Origin of the sequence: Amycolatopsis sp. PS_44_ISF1 (assembly GCF_032335455.1) — a bacterium.
Taxonomy (GTDB): Bacteria; Actinomycetota; Actinomycetes; order Mycobacteriales; family Pseudonocardiaceae; genus Amycolatopsis.
In genome coordinates, this window is record NZ_JANUXO010000002.1 from 1151851 (window position 1) to 1167948 (window position 16098).

Sequence of the window (16098 nt, forward strand, 5' to 3'; positions counted from 1 at the left end):
CGCCGATCTTCTCTCATTGGTCACGGAGAGTGGTCGGTCGATCACGCGTTCGGTCGTCTCGGCCGATGGCGTCGCGCTGCGATGCTCGACCCGAGGTGGTGGCGATGACCGAGAACGGGTTCGCCGGCCCGGGGCCCGGGGCGGAAAGCACCGACTGGCAGCTGACGGTGGAGTCGCGGGCCCGCCGGGTGCGCGCCGACCTCGCGGCGTGCGCGGACGTCCCCGGTACGGAGGCCTCCCGGGCCGCGGCCGTTTCGTCGCTGGCCGTGGTGGACGCGGCGCTGCACAGCGCGCCGCGCCGGTGGTCGGTGGTCTCGTGGTGGTCGGGCTGGAACATCGAACGCGCCTGGCGGGCGCTGCACGAGGCCGAGATCGCCGCGGTCTCGGCCGACCCGCAGCTACCGGGCCGGATGCCGGGCCTGCGGGCGCGCATCGACCTCTACCTCCCGGCCGAGGACCCGCGCTGGCAGGCGCTGCACCGGCTGGACCTGTCCGAGACGGTGACCGCCACCGACCGCGCCGTGGTGGTCGACGCGCTGCGCGCCGCGTTCGACGCCTCCGACGACGCCCACGCCGCCGCGCGCTCGCTGCGCAACAAGCTGGTGCTCGCCACCGCGGCGCTGTTCGTGCTCAACACGGTCCTGGGCGTGCTCGGCATCCTCCGCCCGGGACTGATCCCGCTGTGCCTCCCGGCCGACCACTTCGGACCGTCCACCATGGTCTGCCCCAGCGGCGCGAGCACCCCGACCGGCTGGGACGTCTGGCTGGCCCAGACCTTCGGCGTCCTCGGCGCCGCCCTGTCGGTCGTGGTGCTGCTGATCCGCCGCCGCCCCGAGGTGACCCCGTACGTGCTGACCGGCTACCAGGGCCTGATCAAGGTGCTCTTCGGCGCGACCCTGGCCATCGTCGGCCTGCTCGCCTTCAGCGCCGGGCTCGCCCACGGCTTCGTCAACGTCGAATCGCAGGCCGCGCTGCTGCTGTGGTCGGTGCTGCTCGGCTACGCCCAGCAGGTCGGCACCCGCATGCTGGACCGGTACGCGGACCGGATCATGGACGACGTGCGCCCGGTCACGGAGCAGCCCACGGAACGGCGGCAGCCGGGCAGCACCTGAGGTTCCCCGGTCCCGGCCGCCGCGCCCGGATCCCCCGCCGAGGGGACAGCGCGACGTACAGTGCTTCTTCGTTCGAAGGGGTGCGGCCGTATCGTCCACTGTGGACCCCATTCGGCCCTTTTCGGTGGAAAAGCTCACGGTCACTTCGTCCTGGTGCCCCCGGTGGGGGTGCGCAGCAGCCAGCCGCCCGCGAAACCACTCGCCAGGGCGACCAGGCCGCACAGCAGCAGCACGGTCAGCACCCCGTGCGTCGCGCCTTCGCTTCCCGGTCCGCGCGCCGCGTAGACCGCGCCCGAAACCGCGATGCCGAGGGCCAGTCCGAGCTGCCGGGAGCTGTTCGCGGCCGCCCCGGCGGTGCCGCCGTACTCCGCGGGCACCGAGGCGATGGCCACCGCCGGGAGGACCGGGGACACGATGCCCGCGCCGATCCCGGTCAGCACCAGCGCGGGCAGCAGCGCCACCCAGCCGGCGCCGAGCAGCACCGCGACCGCGGTCAGGCCGCCGATCCCGAGCAGCACCGTCGCGCCGCCCAGCACCCGGGCCGGGGAGCGGGCGTGCAGCCGCCCGCTGATCAGCGCCGAGACCGCCACGAACACCACCACCTGCAGCGCCAGCACGGCCGAGGTGGCGGCCGAGCCGAGCCCGGTGGTGTCCTGCAGCCACAGGGAAATCACCGGCAGGGCGCCGAACCCGGCGAAGTAGTAGCCGAACGCGACGGCCAGCACGCCCAGGAACCGGCGCGTGCCGAACAAGCCGATCGGCAGCACCGGCGCGCCGCTGCGGCGCTCCACCAGGACGAACGCCCCGGCCGCGAGGACGGTGACCAGGTACCCGGCCACCGCGCCGGCCGAGGCCCAGCCGCGGTCGCCGCCGGTGATCACCGAGCACGTGAGGCCGGTGGCGGCGAGCGAGAAGGTGGCGATGCCCGGGTGATCGACGCGGCGTCCCGCCCCCCGCGGGCTTTCCGGCAGCGAGAGGGCGGCCAGCACGATCGCGGCCCCGCCGACCGGCACTGTGGCGAAGAAGATCCAGCGCCAGCCCAGCCCTTGCGCGATCACCCCGCCGGCGAAGGTGCCCACCGCGCTGGCCACCCCGGCCACGGTCCCCCACACCGCGAACGCCCGGGCCCGGTCCCGGCCCTCGTAGGTCAGCCCGACCAGCGGCAGGATCGTCGCGAACATCGCCGCGCCCGCGACGCCCTGCACCGCCCGCGCGGCGATCAGCTCCCCGGCCGAGCCGGCCAGGCCGCAGCCCAGGGTCGCCGCGGTGAACAGCACGAGCCCGGCCAGGTGGACCCGCTTGCGGCCCAGCCGGTCGCTCACCGAGCCGAATCCGAGCAGCAGCCCGGCGAGCGCGACGGTGAAGACGTCCACGATCCACTGCAGCTCGCCGTACCCGGCCCTCAGCTCGGTGCCGATCGAGGGCAGCGCGACGGTGATGATCGAGGTGTGGACCAGCAGCAGGAAGGTGCCGGCGCAGGCGGCTACCAGGGGCAGCCAGTGCGACACCGACGCCCGGGTCCCGGCTCGCTCCGTCGAGTGAGGCATGCCTGGGATCGTGCTGTAATAGCCTTGTGGCGCATAACTCTTACTACCGGAGTTTCCTCCGCTTTGTGACCGGCCTCACCGACAACCGCCCCGCCGACCTGGCCGAACTCCTCTCGGGCTGGGACGAGCGGGAGCTGGGCCCGGTCCCGCCGATCGGCGAGCAGGACTTCCCCGAGGTGTGCGCCTTCCTGGACCGCTGGACCGAGGTCGTCGACACGACCGGCGAGGCGGAGCGGGTGCGGCTGCTCAACACCCTGCTCGCCGAGGCCGCCGCCTATCCGAGGATCACCCGGCACGACGGCTTCGGCTGGCACCTGCACTACCGCGACGACGGCGTACCGCTCGCCGCGGTGCTGCGCGCGGTGACCAGTGTCGCGGCCGCGCAGTACCTGACCGCCACCGGACTGCGCCGCCTGTCCCGCTGCGCCGCCGCGGACTGCCGCAGTGCCTTCGTGGACTTCACCCGCAGCGGCACGCAGCGGTACTGCACCCACGCCTGCGTCAACCGGGAGGCGGTCCGGCGGCACCGGGCCAGGAAGAAGCCGGCGGCCGGGTAAGGGTTTCCGGCCGCCGCCGGGGGGCAGCAGGCCCGGTCCCACGGTGAGCCCACCGCCTCGGCCGAGGCGGAAACCCCGGCGCCACAACGATTCCCGGCCGGACGGGGCGCCGGGACCGACGAACCCGGGTACCGGCCGGTCGAACTCCGCGCGCGACGCCGCGCCGCGAGTCGTGCGTGATCGGGCAGGCGCTCTTCTTCCGGTCCAGCCGGGGGGCGGGGGCGTCCGGATCCGGAAAAGCCCTCACCGGGTCGGTACCCTGTAGTATTCTGCCGCTCGATCGACAGGGCTCGTGAGGACCGAGGAGGGGTACTGATGGACGAGGTGATCCAGCAGATCAACGACGTCCGGGAAGAGGTGGCGGCGGCCGCGCTGTTCGACCCGTGGTCGGACATCGTCGTGCTCATGGGCGGCCGGTCCACCAACTGACGGGCACGGCCGGGAACGGGTGAGCGATGCCGGTGCACGTTTTCCTCGGCCCCACCCTGGCCGCGGCGCAGGCGCTGCCGGTGCTGCCCGGGGCGGTGCTCCACCCGCCGGCCGCGCACGGTGACCTGCTGCGCCCCGGCTTCGTCCCGGGTGATGTGGTGGTGCTGGTCGACGGCTACTACCACCACAGCGCTCCGGTGCGGCACAAGGAGATCCTCGCGCTGCTGCAGGCCGGGGTCCAGGTGGTGGGCTGCGCCAGCATGGGGGCGCTGCGCGCGGCCGAACTGCACCGCTACGGGATGGCCGGGCGCGGCGTGGTCTTCGGGATGTACCGGGACGGGCTGATCGACGCCGACGACGAGGTCGCCGTCCTGCACGGTCCGGCGCCGGAGTACCGCAGGCTCTCCGTCGCGCTGGTCGTCCTCCGGCACGCGGCCGAGGCGGCCCGGCGGGCCGGGGCGCTCACCGATGAGGCGGCGCGGTCGGTCGTCGAGCGCGCGCGGAGCCTCCACTACACCGAGCGCACCTGGGAAGCCCTGCACGACGCCGAGACCGACCGGCTGCGGGCGTTCCTGGCGGACCACCCCCGCGAGGCGGACGTCAAGGCGGCCGACGCCCTGGAGGTGCTGGCCGAGCTGGCCCGCGGCGAGCTGCCCACCACCCCCGAGACCGGAGCCTGGGCCGAGGACGAGGACTGGCGCAACTGGTACATCGACGAGTGGCAGACGGAGTTCGCGGTCGAGCCGGTCGACGGCGTCGAAGCGTCCCTGGGCGCCACCATCCGCTACCAGCAGATCCACCTCGAAGACTTCCCGGCGCGCTGGCGGCGCCTCGTGCTGGCCCACATCGCCGGTCCCGGCCCGGAGCCCGAGCTGGCCGGCCGGGCCCTGCGGGCCGCCGCCGGGCACGGGCTGACCCCCGGGACCCTCACCGCCGGGCAGACCGGCCACTGGCTCACCCCGGCCGAGGCGGACGGCCTGCCGCCGGACGAGGCCCTGGTGCGGATCCTGGTGCGCTCCTACCGGCCCCGGTGCCCGACCAGTGACCTGGCCCGGGCCGAGCCGGGCCTGGGCGCCGACCCCGCGGCCCGGCGGGCAGTGGCCGAGGCCGAGGTGGTCAACGGCGAAGTCGCCTCCTGGGCCAGCGACCAGCACACCGGCCAGCTCAAGGCCGCCGTGCTCGGCGACCACCTCGCGCGCGTGTGGCGGGTCGGCCCGGGCGACGCGCCGGCGCTGCTGGCCGCGGCCCGCGACCGCGGGTTCCCCGGCCTGGCCGAAGCGGTCGAGGCCGTGCGGCCGTTCTTCCTGCGCAGCCGGTTCCTGACCGCCCGGGGCGGGCGATGACCGCCGGGAGGAAGGTCTTCTTCACCGGCACCCACCGGGTCCGGCGCCCGGAGGACACCTGGGCCGCGGTCGAGCCGCTGCTGCCCCGCTACGGCATCACGCGGATCGCCGACGTCACCGGCCTCGACGTGCTGGGGATCCCGGTGATGATGGCCGTGCGCCCGCTCGCGCGCAGCCTCACCGTCTCCCAGGGCAAGGGCCACACCCCGCTGCTGGCCCGGATCTCCGCGGCGATGGAGTCGATCGAGCTGTGGCACGCGGAGAACGTGCCGCTCGACCCCGTGCACCGGGCCACGCCGGCCCGTGAGCTCGGGCTGCCCTACGAGATCGCCGGGATCGTCACCGACGAGGGCTCGCTGGTGACCGAGCGGACCCCGCTGGACTGGGTGGCCGCGACCGACACGCACAGCGGGCGCCCGGCCCCGGTGCCGTGGCCGATGGTGGGCCTGCCGCACCAGGTGCGGCCGTGGGACCCGCCCGGCTTCCTGTGGAGCACCAACGGCCTGGCCTCCGGCAACAGCCGCGCGGAAGCGGCCCTGCACGCGATCTACGAGGTCATCGAACGCGACGCGCTCAGCCGGATCCCCCGCGGCGCACCGTGGCAGTACCTCGACCCCGGCTCCCTCGACGACGACGTGTGCGCCCCGCTGATCGACCGGATCCGGGCCGGCGGCGCCACGGTGCGGATCACGACGGTGGACAGCCGGTTCGGCGTGCCGTGCTTCGCGGCCCGGGTGTGGAGCCAGGACTTCCCCGTCGCCTGCGGCGGGTGGGGCACCCACCTCGACCCGCACGTCGCCCTGTCCCGCGCGCTGACCGAGGCGGTGCAGAGCCGGCTGACCGGCATCGCGGGCAGCCGCGACGACCTGCCCGCGGTCTACGAGCGGGTGCGGGTGTCCACCGAGGACCTCACCCCGGCGCCCGGCCCGACCCGCGCCTGGGCCGGGTCCGAGCCGCCGGGACCGGGCGCCTTCGACGACGTCGAGGCGGAGCTGGCCTGGCTGTCGAAACGGGTCCACGAGGTGACCGGCACCGGCCCGCTCCTGGCCGACCTCAGCACGACCGGCGAGTTCTCCGTGGTGAAGGTGCTGCTGGCGCGGACGCTGTTCGACGCGGAGTACCTCCACACGCAGCAGTGAGCCTCAGCCCCGCTCCAGGGGCGGGACCCGGGCCACGAGGCCCGGCAGCACCGGCTCCGTCTCGGCGGTGACCGCGTCGGCGACGACCGCCGCCCGTTCCTCCAGCTCCCCGGCGGTGGCCGGGTCGCCCAGCGCCCGATGGGCCTCGGCGGCGGCCCGCTGCGCGCGGGAGCGGTCGATCCGGTAGCCGTACTCCCCGGCCAGCCCGTCCGCGAGCCGGGCCTGGGCGAGCGCATCCTGCGGATCGCCCTGGGCCAGGCGGACCGCGGACAGTTCCAGGTGCGCCCGGAGACGATCGCGGGGCAGCGCTTCGGACCGGCCCCCGGCGGCCAGTCCGGCGGCCCGGTCCAGGTCCCCGGACCGGCGGAGGCCGGTGGCCAGCCCGCGGTCGATCGCGGCCACCCAGTAGGCCGCCCCGCCGCGGCGCGCCAGCGTCCGGGCCTGCTCGAAGTGCCGCACGGCCGCCTCGATCGTGTCCCCGGCCAGGGCCACGTGCCCGAGCAGCACGTGCGAGCCGGTGGTCAGCCAGGTGGTGTTGTCCGCCTGCGACCAGGCCAGGGCGCGGGTGCCGAGGTCGCGGGCGAGGTCCAGGCGCCCGGCCTCCAGGCCGACCGCGCCGATGTTGCGCACGACCTCGGTCACGCCCGCGGAGAACTGCTGCTCCATCCACCCGTCGAGCGCTTCGCCCAGGAACCGCAGCGCGTCGCCCAGCCGGCCCGCCCACAGGTCGCGGAAGGCGAACCCGCCGACGCAGCGCAGCCGCAGGTAGGTCAGGTCCTGCTCCCGGGCCAGCTCCAGCGCCTCGTCCAGGCTCGCCGTCGCCTCGGCGGCCAGTCCGAGGTGGATCTGGGTCATGCCGAGGTTGAACAGGTTGGTGCTGCGGCCCGCGAGGTCCCCGCCCAGCCGCAGCACCTGCTCCATGTGGGCCATCGACTCGTCGAGCCGGCCCAGCTCGCCGTAGATCGCGCCGAGCCCGGTGAGCGCCCAGGACTCGCCCACCACATCGCCGGACTCCCGGAACAGCCGGGCGGCGGCCTGCATGTGCGCTTCGGCTTCGGCGTAGCCGGCGTGGTGGAACCACAGGCGGCCCATCGCCCGGTGGACCGCGGCCTGCCCGAGCCGGTCGCCGGCCCGTTCGGCCGCGGCCAGCCCGGCGGTGAGAGCGGACTGCCACAGCGAGTCCCGCCGGCCCCGCAGCAGGTAGGTCACCAGGTCGTAGGCGAGCTCCCAGACCGGCACCCCGGGCGGTCGCGCGCAGACCAGCGCGACCAGGTTCTCCGCCTCGGTCTCCAGCCACTCCAGCGCGGTCGCGGGATCCGGCCACGGCGGGCCTTCCGGCTCCGGCGACCCCAGCAGGTGGGCGTCGGGGTAGAGCAGCAGGCACGCGGCGTAGGTCCGCTGCCGGTACCAGGCGAACAGCCGGGCCAGCGCGGCCCGGCGGTCCCGCGCCGGGTCCTGCTCCCGGGCCCGCTCGGCCGCGAACTCCTTGATCAGGTCGTGGAAGTGGAACCGCCCGGGGCCGGCCGCGCCGATCAGGTTGGTGGTGGCGAGCCGGTCGAGCATGCGCTGGGCCTCGGCCGGGTCCCGCTCCGCCGCCGCGGCCGCGGCCAGGTGGTCGAAGTCCGGGCCGGGGATGCCGCCCACCACCCGGAAGAAGTGGGCCAGCGCGGGCTTGACCGTGCTGTAGGACAGGTCGAAGGCCAGCCGCACCGCGGCTTGCTCGTCCCCTTCGATCTCCATCGCGTCGAGCTTGGCGCCCGGGCGCAGCAGCCCGACGTACTCCGCGATGGACCGGCTGGCCGAGCCGGCCAGGTTGGTCGAGGCGATCCGCAGCCCGAGCGGGAAGTAGCCGCACGCCGCGCCGAGCGCGTCGGCCGCCTCCGGCTCGGCCGCGACCCGGTCCTCGCCCACGATGTTGGCGACCATCGCCCGGCCCTCCGCCGCCGAGACCACCCCGACCGGCAGCCGGCGGGCCCCGTCCAGCGCGACCAGCCCCCGCAGTTCGTCCCGGCTGGTGACCAGCACCGCGCAGGACGGGTCCGAGGGCAGCAGCGGCCGGACGTGCTCCGGGCTCGCCGCGTTGTCCAGGACCATCAGCACCCGGCGGCCGCTCAGCAGGGAGCGCAGCAGGGCGCTCTGCTCGTCGACCTCGTGCGGGATGTGGTCCGGGACCACGCCGAGCGCGCGGAGGAACCGGGCCAGCGCGTCGGTCGCGGCCAGCGGCGGGCTGGTGGCGTACCCCCGGAGGTTGACGTGCAGGACGCCGTCGGGGAACTCGGACCGCAGGCCGTGCGCGGCGTGCACCCCGAGCGCGGTCTTGCCGATCCCGGGCGGACCCGCGAGCAGCACGATCGGCACCGCCAGCCGGTTCCCGGCCGGGCGGACGACCAGCGCGCGGATCCGGTCCAGCAGTGCGTCGCGGCCGACGAAGTCGGCGACGTCGGCCGGGAGCTGGAACGGCGCGGTCCAGGCGGCCGGCGGCGCGGGGGCGGTGGCGGCCCGGTCGCTGAGCAGGATCCGCTGGTGCAGCCGCCGCAGCGGTTCGCCGGGGTCGATCCCCAGCTCTTCGCGCAGCAGCGCGGTGACCTTGCGGTAGACGCCGAGCGCGTCCCCGGGCCGGCCGGCCCGGTGCAGGGCCAGCATCAGCTGGCCCCAGAAGCGTTCGCGCAGCGGGTTCTCCTCGGTGAGCGTGTAGAGCTCGCCGACCAGCTCGGTGTGCCGGCCCAGCTCCAGCTCGACCTCGACCAGCCGCTCCCACGCCTTCAGCCGCTCCTCGGCCAGCCGCGTGACCTCCTGGGCCTGGATCACCGCGGACGGCACGTCGGCCAGCGCGGCGCCCCGCCACAGGGCCAGCGCGGTCCGCAGCTCGCGGGCCTCGGCGGCGGGCTCGGCCGCGGCGCGGGCCCGCTCGGCCGCGGCGACCCGGGCGTGGAACCGGCCGAGGTCCAGCATCCCCGGCGTGACCGCGAGCAGGTAACCGGCGGGCTGGGTGCGGATCAGGCCACCGGCCTCGCCCAGCACGTTGCGCAGCCGCATCACGTAGGCCTGCGCCGCGTTGCGGGCGCCCCGCGGGGGCTCGCCGTTCCACAGCCGGTCGATCAGCTCCTCGACCGAGACCACGTGGTTCGCCCGCAGCAGCAGGCTCGCGAGCGTGATGCGGGTCTTGGCCGAGCCGAGCGGCACCGGACGGCCCGCGACGACCGCGGACAACGGTCCGAGGACGCCGAACTCCGGAGCCTGGCCTTCGGTCAACTGCGCACTCCCCCCTGCTCGGGCCGGTGGTGCCGGATGATCAGCGCACCACCTGTCCACCCAGGACGATGTGCTGCGGATCGGCCAGGACGGCCGGGGACACCGTGGGGTCTTCGGCGTAGACCACGAAATCGGCCGGCGCGCCGTCGGCCAGCCCCGGCTCGCCCAGCCACTCGCGCGCGGTCCAGGACGCGGCGCCGACCGCGACCTCCGGTGGCAGCCCGGCCCGCACCAGCCAGCCGACCTCCGTGGCGATGTTGCCGTAGGGCGCGCAGTCGGTCCCGGCGAGCACGGTCACGCCCGCCTCGTGGGCCGCGCGGACGACGCCCGGCAGGCCCGCCCAGCCCGCGAGCAGCCAGTCGCGCAGCGGGCTCGGCTCCCCTTCACGGGCCCGGGCGGCGATGTCGGCGAAGGTGGTGAAAGTGGGGACGAGCGCCGTGCCCTGGGCCGCCATCCGGTCCAGCAGGGCCAGGTCGAAGTGCATGCCGTGCTCGATGCTGTCGGCGCCGGCCAACACGGCGTTGCGGCCGCCCTCCGCGGTCTGGCAGTGCACCGCCACGCGGGCGCCGATGTCGTGCACCGCCGCCACGGCCGCGGTCAGCACCTCGAGCGGGACCGAGGCCTCCCCGGGCTCCCAGTCGCCGATGATCTTGCACCAGCCCCCGGCCGCCTTGGCCTCCTCGACCGCGGCGTCGGCCAGCTCGTCCTCGGTGATCTCCCGGCCGTAGCCCGGGTAGAAGCAGCCGGGCGGGGCCAGCCAGCGCCCGGCCGAGTGGATCCGCGGCAGGGCCGGGTCGGACGGGGCCCAGTCCGGGATCCGGACGGTGGAACCCGGCACCCGCACCAGCAGCACCCCGGCGTCGCGGTGCTGTTCGAGGTGGCGGCGCAGCTTCCCGTCGTCGAACGGGTCCGACGGACCGTCCGAGCCCGGGTGGGTGTGCATGTCGACCAGTCCGGGCAGGATCCAGCCGCCGTCGGCGAGCAGTTCGGCGCAGTGCCCCTCGCGCAGCCGGCCGTCCTCGACCACGAAGCTGCGGGCCTCACGGTCGGGCAGGGTCGTGCCCCGGACTCCGAAAACCACCGCCGACCACCTCGCGTCCCGCTGCCATGCGCACTTGCCGAATGACCGGACCCTACCCGAAGGAAGCCGTGGTCCGGCGCCGTTCCGGCCCACCGGCCGGCCGCTGTCATCGAGCTGTCATCGGCCCCGGATAGACCTGTCGGTACCACTCGCGAGGTGTTCGGGCCCCGCCTCAGCGGGTACGGCGCGCCTTGGGGGTCGTGCCGTGCCCGCGCGGCGGTCACGCGGCCCGAGCCACCCCGGTGGTGCGGAGCAGTGGCGGGTGGCGACCGACGGGCAGCCGTAGTCCTCACCCGCCGCCGTTCGGGCGCGAGGGCGCACCCGGCACGCCGCCGGAGCCCGGCCGATCCGGTTTCGGACCCACGAGACCGGTGGGCCATCGTTCTTCACTTCATCTGTTACAGTCATTGCTGTAATGGATGAAGGGAGCCGGGCCGTGGCCGAAGACGCCGAAGCGGCCTGGGTGGAGCGGGTCTCGGCCTTCTTCGCCCGGCAGGAGGGGCTGCCGCCGATCACCGGGCGGATCCTGGGGTGGCTGATGATCTGCGAGCCGGCCGAGCAGTCCGCCGCCGACATCGCCGCCGGGATCACGGCGAGCCGGGCCTCGATGACGGCCAACATCCGGTACCTGACCGCCACCGGGCTGGTCCGCCGCTACACCCGGGCCGGGGACCGGACCGCCTACTACCGGCTCGACGACCAGGCGTGGGAAACCGCGGTGCGGCAGCGCATCGAGGGGATGAGCGCCTTCCAGGACGTGCTCGACCAGGGTCTCGGCCTCGTCGGGCCGGACACCGGCCGCGCCTCCCGGCTGCGCGCCGCGCAGGAGGTCTACCACTGGGTCGGGTCGCTGCTGCGGCAACCGGAGGAACAGCGGGAACCGGAGGAACGGCGATGAGCGAACGCGTCCGGCTGACTCAGGAGAAGGAAACCCTCCTGATGACGCTGTACCTGCGCGCCCTCGACAACCGGCGCGCGACACCGATCCTGGGCGACCGGCACGCCCAGGCCATCCTCGACCGGATCGACTACGACTTCGCCGGGCTCGGGAGCCTCCGCGGCAACGCGCCCCTGATCGCCACCCGGGCCCGCCGGTTCGACACCTGGACCCGGGAGTTCTTCGCCGGCCATCCCGACGGCCTCGTGCTGCACCTGGCCTGCGGCCTCGACAGCCGTCCGCTGAGGATCACGCGACCGGCCCGGTCGCAGTGGATCGACGTCGACTACCCGGACGTCATCGCGCTGCGGGAACGGCTGTACGGACCGATCGAAGGCGTGCGCACCCTCGGCTCCTCGGTCACCGAACCGGGCTGGTGGGACCAGGTCCCGGCCGGCCGGCCCACCCTCGTCCTGGCCGAGGGCCTGCTCATGTACCTCGCGGCCGACGAGGTGGACCGGCTCGTCGACCGCGCGCTGCGGCACTTCACGAGCGGCTGGCTGGTCTTCGACGGGGTCGCCCCCTGGGTGAAGGCCGTCTCCGGGTGGCAGCCGTCCATGCGCCGCGCCGGCACCGGGTTCCGCTGGACGATGCCTACGCCGCACGCCTTCGCCGAGCGGCACCCGCCGCTGCGGCCGGTCGACCAGGAGTCCGCCGTCGAGCTGATCGGCCGGCACCAGGCGAGCGCGGCGGGCCGCGCGCTCGTCCGGAACCTGGCCCGCGTCCCGCCCGTGCGCGACGCGGTGCGGTTGATGCGCTACAGCTTCAGCCGCGATCGCTGACCGGGCCCGGTTCGGGCAGCGAAATCCGGGCGCCGCGGAACCCGGTGGCGACCACCATGGCCGCGGCCACCAGGATCACGTCCTTGAGCACGTACTGGCCCTCCAGCGTCGGCGCGTGGTACGGGCCGCTGAACAGCCGCCCCGGCAGCAGCACCACCGGGGAGAGGATGCCGGCCAGTTCCAGCGTGAGCAGGTAGACGATCCCGCGCAGGCCCCGTCCGGCGATCAGCACCAGGCCGATCACGCACTCCAGCGTGGCGACCAGGACCAGGCCCAGGTGGTCCGGGATCAGGCCGAAGGTGAGCAGCCGGGTCGTGGTCACCGTCAGGTCCTGCGCCGGGCTGACCCCGGGGAAGTACTTGAGGAAGCCGAACCCGAGGAAGACCGCGCCCAGGCTGATCCGCAGCAGCCTGATGCTGTGCCGCACGAGCCAGCCGTGGACCACGCCTTCGGCCGCCACCACACGAGAGTTGAGTTCCACCGAAACCCTTTCACCTGGGCCGGTCCCTCCGGGGGGAAGTCCGAAGTGGACACCGGCGGGCCGGACGACACCAGGCATTCGGCGCCGCCCGCGCCCGCGGTGGGACGATCACCGGGATTACCCTGTTCGGCGCAACCGGACGCCGCCCGCGGGTCCGGGCCCTGCTGCCGCGTTTCCGCGCCGGCCCCGGGAAGTCGACCGGACCCTGCCGTCACCGGGCCTGAATCCGCACCGCGCGGCCGAATCCCCGGCGGATTCCGTCGAACCGGATCCGAACCGGCCGAGCCGGAATCCCGGGGGCCCTCTTGCTCATCCGGCGGGCCCGGCCGGAGTGGGCCACGATGGTCCGATGGCCAGTCCGGGGGGAAGACGGCGCGCCCAGCTCATCGGTGTCGCCGCGGGGGTGTTCTTCGGCGCGGTCCTGGCGCTGGTCTCGGCCACGACTGCCTATCCCGAAGGCCCGTGGTGGGTGTCGGCCCTCATCGGGGCGTTCGCGGGCACCGGGTTCGGCGTGGCCGCCGGGTTCGCGGTCCCCCGCCAGGAACGCCTGCTGTGGGAAGTCGCCGGGGCCGACCTGTCCCGGCCCCAGTTTCGCCAGGCCGCCCGGGCCAGCCTCTCCGGACGGGTCCCGGAGGACCCCCGGCTGCGTCAGGCCGCCACCAGGGTCGCGGTCTACCGGCTCGCGCAGCACCGCCGGCCGCGCACGAGCACGATCGTCATCCTCGGTGCCGGCCTCGGTCTCGGCCTCACGGGCAGCCTGCTCTCCGGCCTCACCGGCTATCCCCTCACCCTCATCGCGGCCGGGTTCCTCGTCCTCTCCCTCGCCTGGACGCTGTACGAACCGGTCCGGCTGCGCCGCGCCATCCTGCGCCTGCACGAAGAACCCTGACCGCCCGGTGACCGTGGCCCCGGCCCTCCGACACCGTGCTGATAATCGATTACTCGCGCGGAGCCGAGCAGGCGGGAGGGCGATGCCGGGCGGGTGTCCGGGTCGGTGCTTCGCCGGGGTCAGACCGCTCCCGCCGGCGCCGCGGCCACGCGCCGCCGGTCGAACCAGCGGAACAGCTCGATCAGCACCACGCCCGCCGCGGCGCAGGCCAGGGCGATCAGCGTGTACCGGCCGTTGCCCGGGTCCAGCAGGAACACCCGCCGGCTCGGCGGGACCACGAACATCAGCGCGGAGACCAGCACCATCGCCGCGACCAGACCGGCTTTCCACCAGGTGTAGGGCCGGGCCACGACGCCCAGCACCCACAGCGCGAGCACCATCACGGTGATCAGCGCGGTCGTGCTCGCCCGGACCTGCTCGGCCGGGCTCGTGCCGCTGCCGGAGTGCACCAGCAGGTAGGAGGTGAAGGAGGCGGCGGCGATCACGATCCCGGCCGGCACCGCCGTGCGCAGCACCCGGCCCACGAAACCGCCGCGGGCCCGGTCGTTGTTGGGCGCCAGCGACAGCACGAACGCGGGCAGGCCGATGGTGAACCAGCCGACGATCGTCACGTGCCGGGGCAGGAACGGGTACGGCACCGCGGCCAGGCCGATCAGCCCCGGCACGCCCACGATCAGCGCCAGCAGCACCGAGTAGACCGTCTTGGTCAGGAACAGGCTGGCCACCCGCTCGATGTTGCCGATCACCCGACGGCCCTCGCCCACCACGTACGGCAGGGTGGCGAAAGCGTTGTCCAGCAACACGATCTGCGCCACCGAACGGGTGGCCGGGCTCCCCGCCCCCATCGCCACGCCGACGTCCGCGTCCTTGAGCGCGAGCACGTCGTTGACGCCGTCCCCGGTCATCGCCACGGTGTGCCCGCGCGACTGCAGGGCCGCGACCATGGCCCGTTTCTGGGCCGGGGTGACCCGGCCGAACACCGTGGCCCCCGCCAGCTCCCCGGCCAGCCGCTCCGGGTCTTCGGACAGGGTGCGGGCGTCCACCGGAGCGTCGGCCCCCGGCAGGTCCAGCGTGCGGGCGACCGCGCCGACGGAAACGGCGTTGTCACCGGAGATCACCTTGACCGCGACCCCTTGCCCGGCGAAGTAGTCCAGCGTCTCGCGCGCGTCGTCGCGGATCTTCTGCTCCAGCACGACCAGCGCCGCCGGAGTCACCGCGCCCGGCGCCCCCGGCGCGTCCACCGGCCGCCCGCCGCGCCCGAGCAGCAGCACCCGCAAACCCTGCGCACCGAGCCGCTCCGCCTCCGCCCGTTCCGCCGATTCCGCTTCCCCGTCGAGCAGCACGTCCGGCGCGCCGAGCACCCAGTCGCCGTGCTCGCCGAAGCTCGCGCCGCTCCACTTGAGCGCCGAGGAGAACGGCGTCACCGAGGTGACCGCCCAGCCCGGGGCGGGCGGGACCGCCTCCGCGATCGCCAGCAGGCTCGCGTTCGGCCGGGGGTCGGCGGCGGCCAGCGCGGCCAGCACCACCTCGGGCGCGACCTCCGGCTCCCCCCAGCGCCGCACCTGCGCCAGCCGCATCACGTTCTCCGTGAGCGTGCCGGTCTTGTCGGCGCACACCACGTCCACGCGCGCCAGTCCCTCGATCGCGGGCAGTTCGTTGACCAGGCACTGCCGCCGGCCCAGCCGCACCACGCCGACCGCGAACGCGACCGAGGTCAGCAGGATCAGCCCCTCCGGCACCATCGGGACCAGCGCGGCCACCATGCCGCGCAGCGCGTCGGGCAGGGCCTGCGAACCGGAGAGCTGGTTGTAGATCGACAGCGCACCGGCCGGCACCAGCACGTAGGTGACGACCTTCAGGATCTTGTCGATCCCGCCGCGCAGCTCGGAGTCGACCAGGGTGAACCGCCCGGCCTCCTCGGCCAGCCGCACCGCGTAGGCGTCCCGGCCCACCTTCGTCGCCCGGTACGCCCCGCTGCCCGCCACCACGAAGCTGCCCGACCTGACCTCATCGCCCGGGTGCTTCACCACCGGATCCGACTCGCCGGTGAGCAGCGATTCGTCGACTTCCAGGGCTTCGGCCGCCAGCACGGCGCCGTCCACCACGATCTGGTCCCCCGCGCCGACCTCGACCACGTCGTCGACGACCACCTCCCCGGGCGCCACCTCGCGGCTCGTGCCGTCCCGCCGCACCGTCGGGCGCACCTGCCCCACGATCGACAGCCGGTCCAGCGTCCGCTTCGCCCGCAGCTCCTGCACGATCCCGACCACGCTGTTGGCCACGATCAGCCCGGCGAACAGCCCGTCGAGCAGGTAGCCGGTGGAGAAGATGATCACCGCGAGCACCCCGAAGATCGCGTTGATCCGGGTGAACAGGTTCGCCCGGACGATCTCCCAGCCGCTGCGGCTGACCCGGGAGGGCACGTCGTTGGTCCGCCCATCGGCCACCCGCTCCGCCACCTCGGCGGCACTCAGACCTCGCTCGGCCTCCCCGGCCCTCGGGCGTTCGTCCTCTGGCATGGGCCCGACTCTACGCACGGACCGGACGGA

12 protein-coding genes are annotated in these 16098 nt (G+C 74.7%); 7 read left to right on the top strand and 5 right to left on the bottom strand.

All coding sequences use genetic code 11. The annotated features are described in order from the left end of the window. Positions 1 to 104 precede the first annotated feature (104 nt). Complete coding sequence (locus tag NYF13_RS19610) at positions 105 to 1112, top strand: hypothetical protein (protein WP_315658660.1); 1008 nt, start codon at positions 105 to 107, stop codon at positions 1110 to 1112. A gap of 140 nt (positions 1113 to 1252) precedes the next feature. Here the strand turns inward: NYF13_RS19610 and NYF13_RS19615 are convergent, their stop codons facing one another. After that, entirely contained in the window at positions 1253 to 2659 is a 1407-nt protein-coding gene (locus NYF13_RS19615) for an MFS transporter (protein ID WP_315658662.1), read from the bottom strand. Between the two features lie 65 nt (positions 2660 to 2724). On the opposite strand from NYF13_RS19615, the gene NYF13_RS19620 reads away from it, so the two are divergent. The 3 genes from NYF13_RS19620 (at position 2725) to NYF13_RS19630 (ending at position 6127) form a co-directional block, all read left to right on the top strand. Next, on the top strand, positions 2725 to 3216 hold the full coding sequence (locus NYF13_RS19620) for a CGNR zinc finger domain-containing protein (RefSeq protein WP_315658663.1): 492 nt from the start codon (positions 2725 to 2727) through the stop codon (positions 3214 to 3216). Positions 3217 to 3671: 455 nt separating this feature from the next. Beyond that, the gene (locus NYF13_RS19625; RefSeq protein WP_315658665.1) at positions 3672 to 4988 is read left to right on the top strand and encodes a TfuA-like protein; all 1317 of its coding nucleotides are present in this window, start codon (positions 3672 to 3674) and stop codon (positions 4986 to 4988) included. After that, positions 4985 to 6127, top strand: coding sequence for a YcaO-like family protein (locus tag NYF13_RS19630; protein WP_315658667.1), 1143 nt, complete (start codon positions 4985 to 4987; stop codon positions 6125 to 6127). Before NYF13_RS19625 ends, NYF13_RS19630 begins: the two co-directional genes overlap by 4 nt. Positions 6128 to 6130: 3 nt before the next feature. On the opposite strand, the gene NYF13_RS19635 is transcribed toward NYF13_RS19630, so the two are convergent. Both NYF13_RS19635 and NYF13_RS19640 read right to left on the bottom strand, forming a co-directional pair. Next, complete coding sequence (locus NYF13_RS19635; protein WP_315658668.1) at positions 6131 to 9379, bottom strand: BTAD domain-containing putative transcriptional regulator; 3249 nt, start codon at positions 9377 to 9379, stop codon at positions 6131 to 6133. A gap of 40 nt (positions 9380 to 9419) precedes the next feature. Next, positions 9420 to 10460, bottom strand: coding sequence for an amidohydrolase family protein (locus NYF13_RS19640; protein WP_315658669.1), 1041 nt, complete (start codon positions 10458 to 10460; stop codon positions 9420 to 9422). Positions 10461 to 10875: 415 nt separating this feature from the next. Here NYF13_RS19640 and NYF13_RS19645 point away from each other — a divergent pair, with 415 nt between their 5' ends. Next, entirely contained in the window at positions 10876 to 11358 is a 483-nt protein-coding gene (locus tag NYF13_RS19645; RefSeq protein ID WP_315658671.1) for a transcriptional regulator, read from the top strand. Beyond that, a complete protein-coding gene (locus NYF13_RS19650) occupies positions 11355 to 12179 on the top strand; it encodes a class I SAM-dependent methyltransferase (protein WP_315658673.1) in 825 nt (274 codons plus the stop codon). The genes NYF13_RS19645 and NYF13_RS19650 overlap by 4 nt, the downstream gene beginning before the upstream one ends. On the opposite strand, the gene NYF13_RS19655 is transcribed toward NYF13_RS19650, so the two are convergent. Next, positions 12163 to 12660, bottom strand: coding sequence for a hypothetical protein (locus NYF13_RS19655; RefSeq protein ID WP_315658674.1), 498 nt, complete (start codon positions 12658 to 12660; stop codon positions 12163 to 12165). The two genes, NYF13_RS19650 and NYF13_RS19655, sit on opposite strands and share 17 nt — an antisense overlap. A 349-nt stretch (positions 12661 to 13009) precedes the next feature. Here NYF13_RS19655 and NYF13_RS19660 point away from each other — a divergent pair, with 349 nt between their 5' ends. Then, entirely contained in the window at positions 13010 to 13549 is a 540-nt protein-coding gene (locus NYF13_RS19660) for a hypothetical protein (protein WP_315658675.1), read from the top strand. Positions 13550 to 13668: 119 nt separating this feature from the next. Here the strand turns inward: NYF13_RS19660 and NYF13_RS19665 are convergent, their stop codons facing one another. After that, positions 13669 to 16068 (bottom strand): cation-translocating P-type ATPase, encoded by a 2400-nt coding sequence (locus NYF13_RS19665; protein WP_315658676.1) that lies wholly within the window; start codon positions 16066 to 16068, stop codon positions 13669 to 13671. Positions 16069 to 16098 lie beyond the last annotated feature (30 nt).

What these genes read in the sequence shown, in the direction of transcription:
- NYF13_RS19660 (WP_315658675.1), top strand. Translation starts at nt 13,010, where the DNA reads ATGGCCAGTCCGGGGGGAAGACGGCGCGCCCAGCTCATCGGTGTCGCC.
- NYF13_RS19630 (WP_315658667.1), top strand. Translation starts at nt 4,985, where the DNA reads ATGACCGCCGGGAGGAAGGTCTTCTTCACCGGCACCCACCGGGTCCGG.
- NYF13_RS19650 (WP_315658673.1), top strand. Translation starts at nt 11,355, where the DNA reads ATGAGCGAACGCGTCCGGCTGACTCAGGAGAAGGAAACCCTCCTGATG.
- NYF13_RS19610 (WP_315658660.1), top strand. Translation starts at nt 105, where the DNA reads ATGACCGAGAACGGGTTCGCCGGCCCGGGGCCCGGGGCGGAAAGCACC.
- NYF13_RS19615 (WP_315658662.1), bottom strand. Translation starts at nt 2,659, where the DNA reads ATGCCTCACTCGACGGAGCGAGCCGGGACCCGGGCGTCGGTGTCGCAC.
- NYF13_RS19665 (WP_315658676.1), bottom strand. Translation starts at nt 16,068, where the DNA reads ATGCCAGAGGACGAACGCCCGAGGGCCGGGGAGGCCGAGCGAGGTCTG.
- NYF13_RS19625 (WP_315658665.1), top strand. Translation starts at nt 3,672, where the DNA reads ATGCCGGTGCACGTTTTCCTCGGCCCCACCCTGGCCGCGGCGCAGGCG.
- NYF13_RS19645 (WP_315658671.1), top strand. Translation starts at nt 10,876, where the DNA reads ATGGATGAAGGGAGCCGGGCCGTGGCCGAAGACGCCGAAGCGGCCTGG.